At 52.0% G+C, this 20,260-nt stretch carries 8 protein-coding genes; 1 reads left to right on the forward strand and 7 read right to left on the reverse strand.

Annotated features, from left to right (window positions below; genetic code table 11):
- Window positions 1-72: 72 nt before the first annotated feature.
- The 4 genes from ACXX82_RS02520 to ACXX82_RS02535 form a co-directional block, all read right to left on the reverse strand.
- Window positions 73-2,472 carry a hemagglutinin repeat-containing protein gene (locus ACXX82_RS02520; RefSeq protein WP_458563949.1) on the reverse strand — a complete coding sequence of 800 codons (2,400 nt, stop codon included), beginning with the start codon at window positions 2,470-2,472 and terminating at the stop codon, window positions 73-75.
- Complete coding sequence (locus ACXX82_RS02525) at window positions 2,473-2,724, reverse strand: hypothetical protein (protein ID WP_458562340.1); 252 nt, start codon at window positions 2,722-2,724, stop codon at window positions 2,473-2,475. It lies immediately after the preceding gene.
- Window positions 2,721-11,312 (reverse strand): hemagglutinin repeat-containing protein, encoded by an 8,592-nt coding sequence (locus ACXX82_RS02530; protein ID WP_458562341.1) that lies wholly within the window; start codon window positions 11,310-11,312, stop codon window positions 2,721-2,723. The genes ACXX82_RS02525 and ACXX82_RS02530 overlap by 4 nt, the downstream gene beginning before the upstream one ends.
- A gap of 114 nt (window positions 11,313-11,426) precedes the next feature.
- Entirely contained in the window at window positions 11,427-13,238 is a 1,812-nt protein-coding gene (locus ACXX82_RS02535) for a ShlB/FhaC/HecB family hemolysin secretion/activation protein (RefSeq protein ID WP_322239720.1), read from the reverse strand.
- Window positions 13,239-13,701: 463 nt separating this feature from the next.
- Here ACXX82_RS02535 and ACXX82_RS02540 point away from each other — a divergent pair, with 463 nt between their 5' ends.
- A complete protein-coding gene (locus tag ACXX82_RS02540) occupies window positions 13,702-15,144 on the forward strand; it encodes a catalase (RefSeq protein WP_322239722.1) in 1,443 nt (480 codons plus the stop codon).
- A 197-nt stretch (window positions 15,145-15,341) separates the two neighbouring features.
- On the opposite strand, the gene ACXX82_RS02545 is transcribed toward ACXX82_RS02540, so the two are convergent.
- The 3 genes from ACXX82_RS02545 to ydiJ all read right to left on the reverse strand — a co-directional run bounded on the left by ACXX82_RS02545 (window position 15,342) and on the right by ydiJ (window position 20,241).
- Window positions 15,342-16,112, reverse strand: coding sequence for a COG4705 family protein (locus ACXX82_RS02545; RefSeq protein ID WP_322239724.1), 771 nt, complete (start codon window positions 16,110-16,112; stop codon window positions 15,342-15,344).
- Entirely contained in the window at window positions 16,105-16,905 is an 801-nt protein-coding gene (locus ACXX82_RS02550) for a COG4705 family protein (RefSeq protein WP_458562342.1), read from the reverse strand. Before ACXX82_RS02550 ends, ACXX82_RS02545 begins: the two co-directional genes overlap by 8 nt.
- A gap of 294 nt (window positions 16,906-17,199) precedes the next feature.
- Window positions 17,200-20,241 carry a D-2-hydroxyglutarate dehydrogenase YdiJ gene (gene ydiJ / locus ACXX82_RS02555; protein ID WP_458562343.1) on the reverse strand — a complete coding sequence of 1,014 codons (3,042 nt, stop codon included), beginning with the start codon at window positions 20,239-20,241 and terminating at the stop codon, window positions 17,200-17,202.
- Window positions 20,242-20,260: the final 19 nt, after the last annotated feature.

The following is a 20,260-nucleotide window of genomic DNA, read 5'->3' on the forward strand; positions in this document are numbered from 1 at the left end:
CCCAGCGTCTTAGGCATGCATTTAAAATAGAGACAATAAGAAGCATCGATAAAATCGAAATTCGAATCCACATTATCTTTCTCCTTTTGTCGATTTATTTATTGTCGATTCTGTCTTCATTCTTTTTGCGAATGCTCCCCATCCTCCAGAAAGTTGAATTGCAGCAGTAATACGAATCGCAGTAGCTGCGGGAATCTTAAGCACAAGCTGCATATATTTTTGTGCCGCCTGAGACGTTACTTCCGCACCTCCCACTACTAGCGGATCGTCAATAATTGCTGAGGCCAACGTAACCAACATTCCAGTCACACTAGCGGCATTTCCAATAGCGCCCACTGGATTAACAATCGCCACGACCGTCGCCGCAGTTCCAATATCATTAAGTATCTTCTGATCCAAGGCCTTCACATAAGCCGCCGTCCCCGGGTCAGACATATCCAGATTCTGCCCGCCACAGCCAGCGGAAGCCCGCGGACACGGGAAGTATTTCGGCGCATGCATTTTTCCATCGACTACAATCTGTTGCGCATAGCGTCCTTCTTCATCCAACGGCAAGTTGGTCGCAGGATCGCGTTTGCTATTATTTTCGCCGGGTATTTCAGGTTTTCTGATCGGCGCTTTAATGATCACACCGGCAATTTCTTTATCAACGTAACCGCTGTTGATATACGGTGAATTTTTTTGGTCATTGGTGGCATAGAACAGGTATTGTCCATTCCCGATGGATAGTGTTGGATCGGTGGATGCGTACTCTGATTGCAGCGTATGTAAAAAAGATTCTGCCTGTTTAAAGTAAGGCACGTCGTAGCCAAGATTGTAATCAATCAGATTTTGCGCGGTATTGGCTAACATGGCTACTGCACCTTGCAATTGTTCTGCCGTGGGTTTATCTGTTTTATAAAACTCTTTTGCAAATCGTTCAGCATTTTTTTTGATCAGGTCAACCTCAGCCGGATGCATTTGCCGATTATTAGCATCAGCAATCACCCCCACATTCGCCCCAATCCCCGCATCCCCCACGCTTCCGCCAGCCAATGCCCCCGACGCCGCGCCGACCAAAGATGCACCCAAACTCATCATGTCATTAAAATCCTGCGTTCCAGGTTCATAACCCTGACTAATTAAATAATCACTTAATACCGGCACCATCGCTTCATGCATCATGCCAGCCGCAAGTCCGGCGGCTGCGCTGCCACCGCCGATCTTGGCTTCGATCAAGCCGACGATGCCGTGTAGGGCGATCTTTTGTGGGGAACCGTCTGGCCATTTTCCTTGCGCCAGATCGCCGACCATGTTGGTCAGCACTGCGCCAACCAAACCCGCGATGCGCTGATTGTCTTGTGCTTGCTGTTGTTGTAGTTGCAGGTCCTGTGCTTGTTGTAGCGTGAGCGTATTGGATAGCGTTGCATTGGCGGTGGTCGCGTCGCGCTCGGTGAGTGTGTTTGCGGTGGCTTTGCTGTTGGCGTCCGTGGTGGCGTCGCCGCTGCCAGTGATGGTGACCGTGGCGGGGCTGATGACGCTGTTGGTGTTGCTGCGGTCATCGCCGCTTTTGGGCATGCCGATACCGCTGAGATTGCCTAGAACGTTGCCCATCACGTTGCTGGCGATGCTGCCGGTGGAGAGGCTGACACTGATACTTTCGGCGTCGGTGTGCTGGGTATTGACGAGGTCGCGGCTGGTGAGGCTGGCGGTGTGCAGACTGTTTTTATCGGCCTCGGCTTGGCTGGTGATCGCTGCACCGGTCAGGTCGGTATTGCCTTTGACGTTGATGTCAAAGCCGCCTTTTCCAGCGGCGATGCCGCTTTGTCCGACTGCACTGCGATAGTTGTGGTCTACCGTTTGGCGTGCGTAACTGACACCGCCACTAGCCAGCACGCCGACGCAAATGGGTGGAATGCACAGACTGAGACTGAAGCCGCCATTTTCTTGTTTGCTGTCAAAGTTGCTGATGTCCTGTTGCGTCAAGATGTTGAGATTGCCACCAATGTCGAGATTGACTTTGTTGCCCGCCAGTTGCGCACCGATCATATTCAGATCGCCGCCACTTTTGACGCGGAGGTGATTGGTGGCGCTGATCTGGGTATTGTCGTAGGTGGTCTCATGACCGTTAGTGTGCCCTTTGGAAGCAGACGCCCCGATCTGAAAGCTGAGTCCGGTTTGCTGACCGTTGGAACCGAGCGTAGCGCCAAGTCCCACGTTGCTGCCACTGTTGGTCGATTGCACATCGGTGGTGTTGGTGGCGGCTATCAGGTGGAGATTGCGAGCCGCGTCAAGGCTGATGTCGTGTGCTTGCAGTTTAGCGCCTTCCATGCGGATATCACCCTCACGACTTGTAATGTTAATTGTGCTGGCTTGCGCTGTCGTGCCACGCGCTTGCGTTGCCCTGCCTACAAATGCTTTCCAGCCCCACCTAAATCTAACGGGATTGGGAGTCGATTTTTTTGATTTAATGAATAAAGAAGAGAAGTGAATTTAACGGCCGGAACTGCGCTTCTCGTAAAACCAGCTTAGGGATCCTGCAAAGAAACCAATGAATAAAATACCTAGCGACCAGCGTCCAATCCGATTCCATGTGGGTAATTGGTAGGGGATGTCGTAAAGCAGCCAAACCAATAACGGAGCGGCTACTAATTCGACAATTAGTATTCCAACAGCAGTTCCTAAAAAAAATAAAATCACATGACGAAGCCAACGACATAATTCAAAATTGATCTTGGATTTCATTGTTTACCCTCCGCTGCTTTTTGCGCGGCGCTACCTGTGACTTCTTGCATCCCAGAAGAAATCATTCCCCCGAACCAAGAAGGAATTGGAGTTTTCGGTGCCCATTTTGATACTCCCATCCCAACATCTTTCCAGTCCTGTCGATACCATGGATTAAGTACATTATTCAAACCGCCTTCAATTTTAGAACCAATCGGATAACCAATCGCTGTCCCAATGGCAGCGCCGGTCATGGACCCATTCGGATTCCGACCTTGCATCCCCGATCTCGCTAATGCGCCGCCTGTATTAATAAACATCGCCGGTAAAAAGCCCAGTCCGCTAGAAGCTGCACCCGTTATACCCGCCATAGCGAAACTCCAGCCATCAAACGAATCACCCATAATCCATTGAGCTACCCCATTAACGCCCATGCCAATCCCAGCACCCGTACCAGCCATGCCTAGGGCGGGAAGTCCAGTTCCTGTCACTAGCCCGAATCCGACCATCCCCAAACCAGCCAAAGCAGCCCCTATCGGATCTTTTCTAATATTGTCGGCCACCAGATCATTATAAGTCTGCCCTTTACCAAGTTGTCCTTGCCCGGCGTCGTAGCCAGCCTGATTTTCAGCAGTAAACTCGCTGTTGTAATCATGATTCGCATACTCGGGATCATTGACGTCACCGTCACAGTTCAGGTTCTGGCAACCGATGATGCTGCGTAGTTCATAGTCATGTTTGCCACCGGCAGCATTCGCAGTCTCCGCATCAGAATTGCTTAGTATTTCGGCTACGATCCGGCCTTCAGCTTCCTCCTCGCTAATCCCGAGTTTCTTGGCAACTATCTTGGCATTCTTCTTTGCTAAATTATATTCACCTTGATGCAACTGCCGATTATTTACATCAGCAATCACCCCCACATTCGCCCCAATCCCCGCATCCCCCACGCTTCCGCCAGCCAATGCCCCCGACGCCGCGCCGACCAAAGATGCACCCAAACTCATCATGTCATTAAAATCCTGTGTTCCCGGTTCATAACCCTGACTAATTAAATAATCACTTAATACCGGTACCATCGCTTCATGCATCATGCCAGCCGCAAGTCCGGCGGCTGCGCTGCCGCCGCCGATCCTGGCTTCGATCAAGCCGACGATGCCGTGTAGGGCGATCTTTTGTGGGGAACCGTCTGGCCATTTGCCTTGCGCCAGATCGCCGACCATGTTGGTCAGCACTGCGCCAACCAGACCCGCGATGCGCTGATTGTCTTGTGCTTGCTGTTGTTGTAGTTGCAGATCCTGCGCTTGTTGTAGCGTGAGCGTATTGGATAGCGTTGCATTGGCGGTGGTCGCGTCGCGCTTGGTGAGTGTGGTTGCGGTGGCTTTGCTGGTGGCGTCCGTGGTGGCGTCGCCGCTGCCGGTGATGGTGACCGTGGCGGGGCTGATGACGCTGTTGGTGTTGCTGCGGTCATCGCCGTTTTTGGGCATGCCGATACCGCTAAGATTGCCTAGAACGTTGCCCATCACGTTGCTGGCGATGCTGCCGGTGGAGAGGCTCACACTGATGCTTTCGGCGTCGGTGTGCTGGGTATTGACGAGATCGCGGCTGGTGAGGCTGGCGGTGCGCAGACTGTTTTTGTCGGCGTCGGCTTGGCTGGTGATGGCAGCACCGGTCAGGTCGGTATTGCCTTTGACGTTGATGTCAAAGCCGCCCTTTCCAGCGGCGATGCCGCTTTGTCCGACTGCACTGCGATAGTTGTGGTCTACCGTTTGGCGTGCGTAACTGACACCGCCACTAGCCAGCACGCCGACGCAAATGGGTGGAATACATAGACTGAGACTGAAGCCGCCATTTTCTTGTTTGCTGTCAAAGTTGCTGATGTCCTGTTGCGTCAAGATGTTGAGATTGCCGCCAATGTCGAGATTGACTTTGTTGCCCGCCAGTTGCGCACCGATCATATTCAGATCGCCGCCACTTTTAACGCGGAGGTGATTGGTGGCGCTGATCTGGGTATTGTCGTAGGTGGTCTCATGACCGTTAGTGTGCCCTTTGGAAGCAGACGCCCCGATCTGAAAGCTGAGTCCGGTTTGCTGACCGTTGGAACCGAGCGTAGCCCCAAGTCCCACGTTGCTGCCACTGTTGGTCGATTGCACATCGGTGGTGTTGGTGGCGGCTATCAGATGAATATTGCGAGCCGCGTCGAGGCTGATGTCGTGTGCTTGTAGTTTAGCGCCTTCCATACGGATATCACCCTCGCGACTGGTAATGTTGATTGTGCTGGCTTGCGCTGTCGTGCCACGCGCTTGCGTTGCCCTGTTCTTGCTGTCCTGCTTGCTTTGACCTACACCCAGACTGACGCTGACGCCAAAACCCTCACCCTTCGCATCCGGATCAGGCGGTTTTTTGGCGAGTACATCTTGAGTCGCATGAATGCTGCCATTAGCGGCATCGGCCAATCCCGGCAATGCCGCCGACAGCTTGTAGGCGTCATAACCGGCTTTGAGGGCAAGTGCACCTTTGAGACGATGATTGCTGGTGTGTTGACGTTCGGCCACCATGTCACCGATACGCGTGACCGCACCACCTATGCTGCCGGTTAAACTGCTGCCTAAGGTCACGCTGTGGCTTTCTGCATGATATTGACTGATGCTGTTGTTGTGCACTGCTTGCAAATCGACGGCATTGCCGCCAATGTTGAGCGTGTCTTTTGCCAACAGTTCCGCGCCTTGTGTGGTGACATTGCCTTGCCCTGTGCCGCGGTATTGCGAATCCAGACCTGCTTGCAGGTTGAGATTGCCGCCATTGGCCGATAGCAGGCTGGTGCTGTAATCGGTCGTGTCTGCACTGCTATTTTGTAGTGCACTGTTGGTGCCGTAATTAGTGAAGCGCGCATTAGCTCCGCCTGTGATATCCATTCTGGTGCCGCTGCTGTGACTGCTGGTATCGGACGTTTGCGTGTTGGCAGCGGCGAGTACGTTGATGTTACGTCCAGCGCCGATGCTGATATCCTGATCGGCGGTAATCGCGCTGGCGGTGATGGTGGTATCGCGCCCACTGTTGATATGTACATTGGCGCCGCTGATATCGCTGCCAATCTGATAGATGCTTGTATCGGTCTGGGCCTGATCCTGCGCAGTCTTGCTATAACTAAGTCCTGACATGAAGTTGGCAGAGAGGCCGTTGCTGGTTTCCTCGGCAGAGAAACTGTTTTGGCTGGTTTGTTGCGCACTGGTGATGTTGACATCGCGTCCTGCATTCAAGGTCAGATCGTTCTCGGCGATCATCTGACTGCCGTGGATGGTGGTGTCGCGCCCTGATTGCATGGCAATTGTCTTGCCGGTGAAGCTGCTGCCGATCGCCTCTGTGGTCTGGGCATTCGCTTGCGAACGGCTACTGGAAGACGACAACAGGCCTTTGGATGTGGTGTGGATGGCCTGATCGAGACTGCCGCTTTGTTGCCCCGTACCGATCGTGATATCACGTCCTGCAACGGCAGTCAATTGATCCGCAGCATTGACGGTGGCGGCGCTGGCGTGAATATCCTGACCGGCAATCAAGGCCAGATTACCACCCGCATTGATCGCGCTGCCATTGACTTGCGTCTGACGTTCATTGAGGTGATTTTGATCGTTGTAACGGACATTGCTGGTGGCTTGCGTGGTGACGGTATCGAGGTTCAGGTCACGACCAGCTACCAGTGCCGCGTCGCCGGTTGTGTTGAGCGTAGCCGCTACCAGATTAATGTCACGTCCGGCTTGTATCGATAGTTGATCGGCAGTGATGCTGGCGATGCTTCCTATGCCGATCGTCGTGCCGTTTTTGCTGTTGCTGGTTGTGGTGTCTGTACGCAGCGTGACATCGTGACCGGCGAGAAGTCCGACGCGGTGACCGCTGATGCTGCCGCCGCTGTTAAGGATGTCATTTTGGGCAATTAATAATGTGCTGCCGGTTTTTCCGGTACTGCGTAGCTTGCCGCTATTAGCGATGTCGGCGGCATGGACGACCAGATTATTTGCCGCTTGCAGCGTGCCGCCGTTGTTGAGACTGCCGTTTACCGTCAGGTCGATATCGTGGGCGGCGATCAGGCTGCCAGTGGGCGCAATGTCGCCAGCGCTCGCGCGACTGAGGTAGACCACGGGCGCCAATACCTGGGTCTGACTGCCATCTGCCAAGGTAACTGTTTGACTGACCAGCCACACCATGTCGGTAGTGAGCGCGGCCATTTGTGCGGCGCTTAATGCAATGCCGGGTGTCAGCTGGAAGGCATCAGCGCTGGCGACTCCGGCCTCCATCAAGGCCTGATATTGGGTTTCGTTGTTAGTGTAGTCACCTAGAAAACGCTTGCCGGTCAGTTCGGCGATCTGGTCGTTGATCAGCTTCTGCTCATAATAGCCATCACCCAAGCGCTTTTGCAGCCGTTGCGGATCAAATGAGAGGCGACGCAAAAGATAGTCGCTGGAAATAAATTGTTTGTAGTTGGTAAACGCCGGATCGGTTTCAATCAGATACGGCTGCCCCGGTTGTGGATGGACAATAAACAAACCATTGTTGGGTAGCACCAAATTGGGTAGCGGCGTAGTAGCCGTGCCCACTGTATGGCGTGCGCCGTCGTCGAGTGTCTTATCGGCGGCATTAGCGTCTAACTCGCTGCCGTCGATGAGGGGGACATCACCGCTATCAACGCCGTTGCCAACGGCATGGTTGGGACCAGTTACCGGTTGCGTATGATCTTGTTGGGTCCATACCGCTAACGCCAGCGGCACCGAAGGCAGAACGACATCGTAGGCGGCTCCGTCATTGTCGTACTGATAGTGGTTGTCGTGATGGCTGCCGCTGACCCAATGATAGTAGTTTTGGCCGGCGGTCATCGTCTGCGTGGTACGGATTTCTCCGGCTGCGCCAAGATTGTGGATCGCTTCGGCATTGCCACTGAGCGTACCACCGGCAATGATGGTGCTTTTATCGTTGATAATCGTGCCAGATAACAGCATATTGCCGCCGGACGTGATCATGCCGGGATCGCTATGCGTTACCACTGTGTGCTGCACGGTCTGTTGGTAGTCGCGCTTGTAGAACTTCTCAAAACGCGCACCACCCGGGACCACCAGCACGATGCCGCCTTTACCCGTTTCGGTCAAACTGATCTGATCGGCGCGATACCAGATGTCGCTGTTCCAGGAGCGGTATTCTGTAACGTGACGGGTCAACGCGGGATCGTTCTGCAAACCGGTGCTGAAGTGATTATTTTCATTGATCAATGCGGCGGTGGAAAGACTTAAAGCGCCACCGGCGTCGATGGTGGCGGAGCTGTTGCGGATTACTGTGGCGTTGCCAGTGACGTGCCCATCGGCATCGAGTCCGCCGCCCAGCACCATGTCGCCCATGCTCTGAAGTAAAGCGTGCTCACGATTGATGATCGTGTCAGCGCCGATCTGCAACGTATTACGCGAGGCAATTACACCGGCCTGCTGGCTGCTGGGGTCCGACGCATTGATCAGCGTGTGCGCGCCGATCACGATATCGTTGCCGTAAATACGTCCGGTATTGTGGAGAGTGTGGACTGCGTGCAGGATGGCGCTGCCCTCGCCACTGTTGATCAGGCCGTTGTGCTGGTTGTCGATCATGTCAGCACGCAGGTGCAAGTGGCGTACTGCGGTGATATCACCACTATTTGTCAGCGTACCGGTCGTGGTCAGTGTCAGATCACGATTGACCAGAAACGTATTGCCTGCGGTATGACGGTAATCGCTCTGCAAATGTAATGTCGCGTCCTGTCCTGCAATGAGCGTGCCTTCGCCGGTCAGGGTCGCCGCATCAATTGTCACATCACGCCCGCTTGCGATGGTCCCGCCGTTATTGGTCAGGCTTCCGCTGGTGGACAACAGAATGTCACTGGTTGACCCTTCTTTTGCCTTGTTACCGCCCGTGTTGGCGATCACGCCAGCGCTATTATCGAGACTAGCAACGGCAAGCGCGATCGTGTCAGCCGCGCCGAGTTGGCCCCCAATGTTGGTCAAGGCGGTGTTGTGATGGCTATCACTTACGCGCAGGTCGCGGCCTGCGTAGACGGAACCGGCATTGTTATTGAACAGCCCCCGCGTGGCGAGGGTCAGGTTGCCAGCCGCGACGATTTGGCCGTCCGCGCTGTTATCGAGATGTGCGCTAGTGAGTATCACGTCGCCATTGCCGCCGATAGTACCGGCATGGGCATTGATAATTTGGTCGCTACCATCGATCTGCGTCGCTCCGGTTCCGCTGTTGGCGATGCGTCCGGCGCTATTATCCAGATTACTACTCGCTATGCGCAGTGTGGCGGCGCTGCCGTTGGCTTCGATACGGCCATTCCGGTTGGTAAGCCCGCCGCTAGTCTGGACGTTGACGTTGCCGCCACTTTGGATGACGCCATCGGTATTGTCGACTTGGCCGGTGATTTGCGCGTCGGCATCGTCGGCTCCGCCACCATCTACTACCAACGTCAAGTCGTCGTTGGCGTACAACGTACCACCGCTGTTATCGAAGTTAGCGGCATGCAGATCGAGCATTCCGGCGCTGCCGATAAAGCCGCCAGTATTGTTGGCGATGCCATTGTCAATACCTTGCGTCACCCAAAGTGACAGGGCCGCCGAACCTGTTCCCTGAGCCAGGCTTTGGAGAGTACCGCCCGCGTTTTGCAGACTCTGCGCGGTAATGTTAAGACCATTTTGGGTGGCTTCAATCTTGCCAGCGGTATTGTTCAGTTGTGCGGCTATGTGGAGTGCCAACTGACTACCGCCGAGATAGCCAGCGCGGTTGTCAAACCCGCCTTGGGTGGTGGTGATGCGGGTGCGCCCTTGTGCAAACAGCATGCCACCCCGATTATCGATACCGGCTGCGGTGAGTGTCAGTTGCCCATTGCTGCCGATGCTGCCGTTGACGTTGCGCAATGCGCCGCTATCTAGGCGCATGACGCCTGAACCGGCATGCTGAATCGTACCAGCATCGTTACGCAGACTACCGGCTTGCAGTGTGAGGTGGTCGGCATTGAATGATAGTACGCCGCCGCTGTTATCAATGTCCGCGTTCGTGCTGATGGTGGCGAGGGTTCCCTCACCAGCGCCCGACTGGGTAAGCGTGCCGCCCCGATTGGAGAGGCGCGCCGATTGACTGCGCCATTGCCCACTACTAAAAACACCGTGGTCGTTGATCAGCGCACCAGTGGCGCTCAGCGTTGCCACACCGCTTGATTGCAGATTGCCGCCCGTGTGATCGATATCACCGGCACTGGCGGTCAGCGTGATGTTGCCCGCGGCACTGGTTTGTGCATTCGCCAAATACAAGCTGCCACCGCTCATGGCGATGTTGGTGCCAGCGCTGTTCTGACCGGTCGCCGATAGCATCCCGCTGGCGCTTAGATGGAGATTTCCAGCTAGCGTAGCGTGGCCATTAGCGTCAATCCCCGCAGCTAGAATGCCAGTCGAATCAAGACTGGTTGCGTGGATCGTCATATCATGTTGGGCCGCTAGTGTGCCGGTATTGCTGACGTTACCGGCACTGGCGAGGTGGACGCTGTGCTGACCATACAGCGTGCCGGTGTTGGTCACATCGTCATCACTGCGCAGGGTAATCTGACCGCTGGCATTCGTCTGGCCGTTAAGCGTAATCTTGCCATGGCTGTCGATGCTGATATCTCCCGCTTGCGCGGCTAGCGTGCCCATGCTGACCACGCCGACACCGGCTTCGGTACCGATCAAATGGATCTTGTTGGCATACATACCGCCCAACAAGGCCACGTCGATACTGACGGTTGGCTTGTGATCATCGCCCTGCATCACCTGCACGCCCAGATCGGCATAATTGACGTGATTAGTACCCGCGACGACGTTGAGGCGGTCAGCCCATAATTGCCCGTTCACCTGAACACTACGGCTTATAAGATCAAGCTGACTGGTATTTGTACCCTGCAAATCATCAATGCGGATATCGCCACCGGTGACGCGAAATGCCTGCAAACTACTATCGCCACCAAACATCGGCGTGCCAGTGGTCAGCACGCCGCGCGTCGTGTTGATGAAGCCGCACCCACTGCACGTGATCCCGTTCGGATTGGCGATAATTACCTCGGCGCGCTGACCGGCAACTTCGGTAAAACCCGACAGTTGGCTACGTCCACCACCGCGTACTTCATTAAGAATAATGCGCGCACTGCCACGGCGTAATGCAGGATTGCCATCGACCAAACCGCCTTGCTGAGTACCGGTAATACCGCGTGCATTATTGAGAATCGCCCCGTGATTATTGACATCGAACTGGCGGTATTGATTGTGACTGAGTCCTGATGCGTTCGGCGCGGTGATCTGGACTAGTGGCCGCCCGTTGGCGGTCTGGTCGACCGTGGGACGGTGCGCACCAGCGTTAGGGTCGGCGATAATCTGGGCCTGCACCACGGTGACGCTTCCAAATAAAGCAGCAATGATCAGGCTCAAAGGAATAAAGCGCAAACCAGACCACTGAGTTACCCGAACCGGACCGGAAGATCGTTTGGACTTTCCACCGCCTCCCGACACATTCTCTGCAACGACCATGCGTTCGCCACGAGCGTGATTAAAGATGATGCGGTAGGCTTGTTTGTTCATAAAGTATCCGATTCAGGAAAAGCATGACCAGAGAAAAAATGTCGGTCAAGGTGTTGAAGCGTGCGCGAAATGATCCAGTGACGTTTTGTACCGGACGACATGCGAACGCCTTTTTTAATATTGATAGCTGAGATTGAAACCAACCGCTGGCGTCGCAGTGACAAAACCTGCGGGCTTATAAAGCGGCCAACTGGAGAAAAGATCGACACTGATCCCCCGATAGCCGCCACGCAAACCGACAGTGGCCCCGACCATCTTGTCGCCCAACAGATACTGCACGCTCGGGCCGAATACCTTGCCAACATCGATGCCGAGATAAGCCGACTGGCCGCTCTGCGTCAGCGGAATATCGAGTTCATTACGGAAGAAGAAACCGCGTTCACCCGCCAGGGTCAACTCGCCGTCAAAACCGCGTACGGTATAGCGATTGCCGAGCGACAGTTGGTCTGTCATATACAACGGGGAACGCGTATTTTGAGCACGTAACGTGCCGATGTATGTCAACGGTTGCAGCGCAATACTGAAAGGCACAACCAAAGTGGCGTCGATACTTTGCAGTGAATAACGGAACGTAGGATCGCTATCGCTACGCCAATCCTCGTCTGCCTGACCGTTAAACCATGACACGCCCCAGCGGTTGGCGAAAGTCAGATCAAGTTGGGCATTGCCGAAATAGTGCTGGTGTACCCAGGCTAGTTCAGCAAAGGTGGTATTACGCTTTTGACCGTCGATTTCGGTGGCGTCGATATAGGTATGACTCCAACGTTTGCCGACTTTAAATTGCCAGCTATTTTTTTGGAACTGATTTCGCTGAAATAACTGCGTCACGTTAAATTCCAAATTACGCGACTTCCCAGCTGACACGAAGTTCTGATAAGCGCCTGCAATTTGCTGATGATAGTCAAGGCTGCTGGCACTGAGCGCGTAACGCCAGTACCCAACCGGAACGGCATAATAAAGGCTATTGCCGCTGGTGCCGTGCTGCCCTGATTTGCGATCGGCATCGGTATTGATGCCGATGTTCACCATATCGCTTAAGCCTAATGGATTGTCGACGCCAAGGTTGAAGCCCGTTTGCAATTTGCCAGTGCCCTGCGCGCCACTATCGTCCATGTGTGCGCTTAATTTCCACGACTTGTCACGATCAACAGCGATGACAACGTCGCTTTCACCGGAGACGTCACCGGGTACGATTTCCAACGTCACATCCTGACTTGGGACGCGCTTCATCTGTTCCAGTCCCTGTTCCAGATCGCGCAAATTAAGCAGCCGCCCCGGGCTGGTAGGAAAAGCATTTCTGACGGTTCCATAAGTCGCCGGATCAGAAAAACGCAACGTTCGAATAAGGCCCGGCACCAAGGCGAGGGTAAGAGTTCCAGTGGATAAATCTTGGACCGGAATGCCGATACGGGTTGTGCTATAGCCTTGCTGCAGAATTCGGTTGGTCAAACGTTCTACAATCAGGTTCACACCGTCTTTGCCAAGGCATGCGCCAGCGTAACGGCGCAGATAATCATGCGCAAAATGGAACGGGTCAAACAATAAATTACTCGCGCCAGCCAATTGCATAACGGGTGAAAGCGATTGCGGAACGCGAAGTACAAATTGCGCAACTGTGAAACACGGCGACTCTACCGGCAGCGACAATAGGTTCGGGTCATTATTATTTTCCACAGCGCCAGAGACAAAGGGCGCTAACGCGTCCAGGTCAACTTTGGGAAGTTGCAAGGCGCGCTGACGTGATAGGGCTTCGGCCTGACTGCGACGCCGTTGCTCTTCTGTAGAGGAAGTTTGAAGTGCCTCCGCTTGCGCCGTCTGGGAACCAAAGACCACAATACTAAAGGTGAATAACAAGCTTGCCGTTAAGCTAAAGGCAGCAGGCCGTTGAAGGTAAGCAATGCTGGGAATGATGGCGTATTGTTTCAAGATTGCCTTTTTGAAAATGATTCAATGACATCATTCTACAAAGCAATAACCTCCAATAGATATCAGATAACGCTCAAAATAAGAGAGACTTTTCTATAACTTTATTAAGATTTATTACCCACACGGGCCAATTCGTGTAAGCCAGATGCCGAGCCCACAAAATCGGTATAGAAGTTGGCCCCCAGTGCGCTACATATTCCTCCCGGATGATGTACATTATTGGTACCAAGCGGAAACATTTACTTTGGGCACTGATGCACTAGTGACATCTATTACCAAAATGTCCACCATTAAGGCTTTGAGGAAGCGATCCCGTTTTCCTCGTGAAATGCCCTTAGTCAAAAAATAACTAAAATCATAAAAACTATTGAGTTAGTAAAATAAATTAATTTTTACTATCATTAAATTTCTGCAATACTCTGTTTCAGAGGCTTCACTCTTCCCGAACATTAAAAGGAATCGTATGAATAAGCTTACAACTGCAGCCGGCGCACCAGTACCGGACAATCAAAATATCCAGACGGCTGGTCCACGTGGTCCTGCTCTATTGCAAGACGTATGGTTTCTCGAAAAACTTGCCCATTTTGACCGTGAAGTCATCCCTGAGCGCCGTATGCATGCTAAGGGATCGGGCGCTTTCGGCACATTTACCGTCACGCATGACATTACGCAGTACACGAAAGCAAAGATCTTCTCTGAAGTCGGCAAAAAAACTGAGATGTTTGCACGCTTCTCGACCGTGGCAGGCGAACGCGGTGCGGCTGATGCAGAACGCGATATCCGCGGTTTCTCGTTGAAGTTTTATACGGAAGAAGGTAACTGGGATTTGGTCGGCAATAACACGCCTGTGTTCTTTTTGCGCGATCCGATGAAGTTTCCTGACTTGAATCGTGCTGTCAAGCGCGATCCAAAAACCAACATGCGTAGCGCTGATAATAATTGGGACTTCTGGACCTTGCTGCCTGAAGCACTGCATCAGGTGACCATTGTGATGAGTGACCGTGGACTGCCAAGGTCATATCGCCATATGCATGGTTTCGGCAGCCACACCTTCAGTTTTATCAATGCAAAAAATGAACGTAATTGGGTCAAATTCACATTCAAGACGATGCAGGGCATTGAGAACATGACCGACGCCGAAGCGTCTGAATTAGTCGGTAACGATCGCGAAAGCGCACAGCGCGATTTACTCGAAAGTATCGACAAAAAAGATTTCCCTACCTGGAAATTATTTGTTCAGATCATGCCGGAAAAAGATGCTGGTACTTATCACATTAACCCTTTCGATCTGACCAAGGTATGGCCACGTAAGGACTATCCGCTGATTGAAGTCGGCGTGATGGAATTGAATCGCAATCCAGAGAACTATTTTGCCGATGTTGAGCAAGCGGCGTTTTCTCCGGCCAACGTTGTGCCGGGTATCAGCTTCTCGCCAGACAAAATGCTGCAAGGCCGTTTATTCTCTTACGGCGATGCGCAACGCTATCGCCTGGGCGTCAATCACCACCAGATTCCGGTGAACGCGCCAAGATGTCCGGTCAATAGCTATCACCGTGATGGTTCTATGCGCGTCGATAGTAACGCTGGTAGCACAATCGGCTATGAGCCAAACAGCAAAGGCGCATGGCAAGAGCAGCCAGATTTCTCCGAACCGCCATTGGCACTAGAAGGTGCAGCGGATCATTGGAATCATCGCGTTGATGACGATTATTATTCCCAACCGCGGGCATTGTTTCAATTAATGACGCCAGCTCAACAGCAGGTGTTGTTCGATAACACAGCACGTTCTGTTGGTGGTGCATCTAAAGAAATTCAGGCGCGTCATATTGGCAATTGCACCAAAGCTGATCCTGCGTACGGCGCTGGTGTTGCGAAGGCATTGAGTTTGTTGGCTAACAACAAGTAAGCTGAATAATTTGGTTCTTATTTGAATTAAAAAAGTCTCGACTACGTTTTGTAGCCGAGACTTTTTTTGCCTAATGCCCGGTCATGAAATAAGTTAACTTTTATTCTGTCGAAAGCGCCGAAGCCGAGCGTATCCATAAAAAATGAAACATGAGAATGATTTGTCATAACGCATGACGATCCATTCTAGCGCCCCGATTAGTGCGCCCTTTTAGCCGGTCTTTGCTGAAAAACCAACATTGCGATCAGCATGAAAGCGAACAACGAAGCCGACGCCGTGTAGCGGCTTAAAGCCAAACCACCGGCATGGAGCGGCTTATCCAAAAAATCACCGACCACAGCGCCAAGTGGACGTGTCAAAATAAATGCTGCCCAGAACAAGATGGTGCGACTTATTTTTGTCCCGTAGTATGCCGCGACAACAAGCGCCAGCAGACCGGAGAATATTAACGCAGCCCCGCCGTAGCCGAATCCTGCCGTATCTGCCGTCCAGTCACCAAGCGCAGTTCCTAGCGTTTGAGAAAACATAATAGTCACCCAATAAAACATCTCGGCTTTTGGAGAACTGATGGCGTTGACCGATACAGACCCAAACGTGCGGTACCAGAAAAACAGCGAAGCGATCAATAACGCAAATAATAAGGATGATCCGCCTGCATATCCAACTCCAAGCGAACGGTCAGCAAAATCTGCCAACGTCGTGCCGACCGTTGTCGTAGCAATAATCGTTATCCAGTAGAGAAATGGGTGAAAGCTCTTTGCCTTAATCTGAGCGGTTACAGCAATCAAAAATACAGCCGCAAAAATAATCGTTCCGACAAGATAACCAAGATTCATCGACATGGACACCGCATCGCCACCGGTTTCCCCAAGTGTGGTCGCGGCTATTTTTATAATCCAGAAAACTAAAGTCACCTCAGGAACCTTACTTAAGGTATGTGAATTAGTATTATTTAGTGGGTTAACCATGCGTCTGATCCTTATTAAGTTTGCCAATTATGTCGTTATTCCGGGAGATCGACAGATAGATCACCAAACTCGTAATGATCACTAAAAATAAGGCACTGATGCCAGCCGTTCCCAAACCAAGACCGCCATTTACTATTGGCTGAGATAACAGATCGCCGCAAGATGCGCCAAACGGACGAGTGAGTATAAAAACGATCCAGAAGCATGCAACAGCGTTGGCTTTGAAAGCGTAACGGGCCAGCGCTACAACAGCAATAAGTGTGCCGAATAATAGCGTCGCTTTAGGATAACCAAGCCTCAAACCTTCAGCGATCCAGTCACCTGCGGCAGTGCCTAAAGCAAACGTGAATAAAATAGCCGTCCAGTAAAAAAACTCACGTTTAACGGTATTAATGGAATGAATCGATAGCGTTTTCTCTTTGAAATACCACACGGCAAACGTCGCGATCAGTACCGCGCTGAATGCGCCGGTCGAGACAGCCAACGGCACTCCGAAGTTATCACTCAGGTTATCGGTAACGAGTGTGCCAAATACGCTAATTAATACGACGGCTGCCCAATATAGCGAAGGGATATAACGCTTTGCGCGAATTTGCAAAGCCAACGCGATGGCAAGCAATACTCCCGTACAAACGGACGTGCCGATTAATCCAAAATGCAGATCGACATTAAGATAATCGGCGGCAGTCTCGCCCACCGTCGTAGACATCACTTTGATCACCCAGAAAATTAGCGTGACGGCTGGCACTTTATTAGCCCAATGGGATGTTGATCGTGTGGCAAGAGTATTCAAGGTACGCTCCGAAACCGAATGGATATAACCCAGAGCATGACTTAGAAAACTTAGGCCAGACATAGGCCAAAAGTGGAATTAGTCGCAGGCGTGCAAAGAGTTTGGTGCAGACCTCTGATATCGCTTGATTCATCGACCACTGAAACGGTTGGTGCTTCGTGTACGCTTGCTCAGTCTCTTCCAGCTTTAAACCAGGCTCAAACGCTCTGCATTTCCCTGTCATATTTTAAATGTCGCTCAATAGTTGCGTCATCTCCTATTGAGCTGTCTGTTTTTATTAGATCACGACAACAATCACCGGGCTGAGAAAAATGTTAATAGTGCTGTCACAGGATGTTGAATTTCAATCCCATCGATAAGCTTAGCCTGACATCTGCACGAATAACCCGTTGCCAGCAACACCTCATCCTTTTTTTGAGCGCGTACGATGGGTCCCCAGCTTTGACCATAAATCGTTTCAGAAATAGATCTTTTTTTAGCTTCATGGCCATATGTGCCGGCCATTCCGCAACAACCGCTTGCTTTGATTTCTAGCCGCAGACCCAACGCTTCAAAAACCTTTTGCCAGTCTGTGATCGCTGAAGGAACGTTAGTTTTTTCGCTGCAGTGTGGAAGCAGAAAAAAATCGGGAGATCGCGTCGCGGGAACTCTTCTCAAATCGGCGACATGATTTGCTAACCATTCCTGCACCAGCTGCACGGAAGGCCCGGCATTTTCTCCCAGTACTTTTACGTACTCCGCACGATATGCAAGTGTCATCGAAGGATCGATTCCCACCAGATTAATTCCACTCTTTTCAAGCTGGACGAGTTTATCCGCAGTACGTGCTGCTACACGCTGAAAGCGCTTTAAGAACCCATTTACGTGCAGTGGCTTGCCATTCTCGGCATAGGGAGCGAGAAATGGTGTGAATCCAAGCTCGCGGAGAAGCTCAAATAGATCGAGTACAAGTCGCGTCTCAAAATAACTGGTAAACGCGTCTTGAACAACAATAACAGATTTGGATTTTTCGAGGGGAGACAGTTGGTTCAGATCACTGGCTATTGCGTTGGAAAAACCCCTACGCCGTAATTCTGTTTGCAAGTCGATACCAGTCAAGACCGGCGTCTCCACCAAATTGAATACACGCAATACTTTCCTACCAACGCGACTCCCAATTAGTGCGTTGTAAAGCGTCGAAATCTTTGAGACAGCCGGCAGCATGCTCTCCAGTGAAGCAATAAGATAATCTTTTGGCGATCTTAGGTAGCGGCTGTAATATAGTTCAAGAAACTTGGCCCTGAATTCCGGGACATCCACCTTGACAGGACATTGCCCGGCGCATGATTTGCATGCCAGGCACCCGTCCATGGCTTCAAAAACCTCATTCGAGAAATCGTAGCGTCCAAATCGTTTCGTAACGGAGTTGGCGAGTCGAATTGGTAGCTTGGCGATCACGCTCTCTTTACGAAGTCTTGCAGTTTCTGCCAAAGGATCGACACCGTGCATAGCAAGCTGGCGCAACCACTCCCGCAGCAATGACGCCCTTCCCTTTGGAGAATGCCTGCGGTCACGCGTCGCTTTCCAGGAGGGGCACATCGCGTCGTCCTGGTTGTAATTGAAACATGCGCCGTTGCCATTGCAATGAAGCGCCTCCGTAAAAGCCGCGCGGACGTGCGGGGGTACAACCCGATCCAATTGCCCACGTGTCGGGACCGAATCTATCCGCAGTAGCCGGGCATCATCAGGCGCGACGATTTTGCCTGGATTAAGGCGATTTTCGGGATCGAAAACAGCCTTGATCTCCTGAAGACACGCGTAAAGTGGTCCAAAAAAATCCGGTGAAAATTCTGAGCGAATTCCCTTCCCGTGTTCTCCCCACAATAGACCCTTATACTTCTTCGTCAACACGACAACCTCTTCAGAGATCAGCCTGATCAGTTTTTCCTGCTGAAGGTCCTTCATATCTATGAACGGCCGAACGTGCAGTACTCCTGCGTCGACATGACCAAACATACCGTAGTCCACCTTATGGCTATCTAACAAAGCACGGAATTCCGCAATGTAATCGGCAAGATGTTCCGGTGGAACGACTGTATCTTCTACAAACGGTATAGGTCGCTTTTCACCCTTCGTGTTTCCAAGCAGACCTACCGCCTTTTTTCTCATTCCCCAGATACGCTCCACAGAAGCGTTGTCCTTCGCCATCGTAAATCCGCATCTGCCTGTGCTGCGCGTATCGTCCTGAAAATAAGCTTCGACACGATTGAGTATTACATTTAATTCTTCTACGGAGTCTGCAAGGAATTCGACCAGATTGATTCCCATCGCCGGCACTTCATCTTCAGGAAAAAAATCCTTAACGCCCAGCCAGATAACATCCTGTCTTGCCAGTCCCAACACCTTGGAATCAATGGTTTCGATTGATGAAGCACTAAGTGCCATCAAATTCGGAGCATCACGCAATGCGTTATCGAAAGTTTTATAACGGATGTTAACCAACGCACTGCATCGGGGTATCGGCAAGACATTGAGCTTGGCTTCCACCACCATACCGAGCGTACCTTCAGAGCCACAAAGAATATTATTGAGGTTAAATAGTCCGTTTTCATCCCTGATGTGCGCAAGGTCATAGCCGGTCAAACAGCGATTCAGTTTTGGGAAAATGGAAGCAATGAGATCTTTCTTGTTACGGTAGATCGCATCGATCACCCGATGTATTGCTCCCACTCTGTCGGTGCGACACTTCAATATCTCCAGTTCAGTCGGCCTCAGCGCCCGCGAATGCCACAGCGTGCCGTCAAGCAGCACTGTCGACAATTCAAGCACATGATTTCTTGTTTTTCCATACAGACAAGATCCCTGGCCACTGGCATCAGTGCTGATCATGCCGCCAATCGTAGCGCGGTTCGAGGTGGACAACTCTGGAGCAAAGAAAAGGCCGTGCGGTTTTAATGCCGCATTCAACTGGTCTTTAACAACACCCGCTTCAACACGAACCCAGCGTTCTGCCACGTTTATCTCAAGTATGCGGTTCATGTTGCGTGAGATATCTACTACGATGCCATCGCTCAGGGCTTGCCCGTTCGTACCCGTGCCACCACCTCGCGGCGTAAGCGCTAACGCAGAAAACCGAGGATCTGCCGATGAGCTGGTAATACGCACGACATCATCCACGGTTTTAGGAAATACGACCAGATTTGGCAAGCGCTGATAGATCGAGTTATCCGTGGAAAACACTGTACGGTCCGCGAAGCGGGCACTAACCTCTCCTTCAAACCCGCGCACTTGAAGCTCTGAAATGAAGTCGAGGTAGATAGACTCTACCGGCAACGATTCTAAAAGTCGTGGAATCATGGTTGACTATTGAGGCCCG

The sequence above is a fragment of the Glaciimonas sp. GNP009 genome, assembly GCF_054343755.1.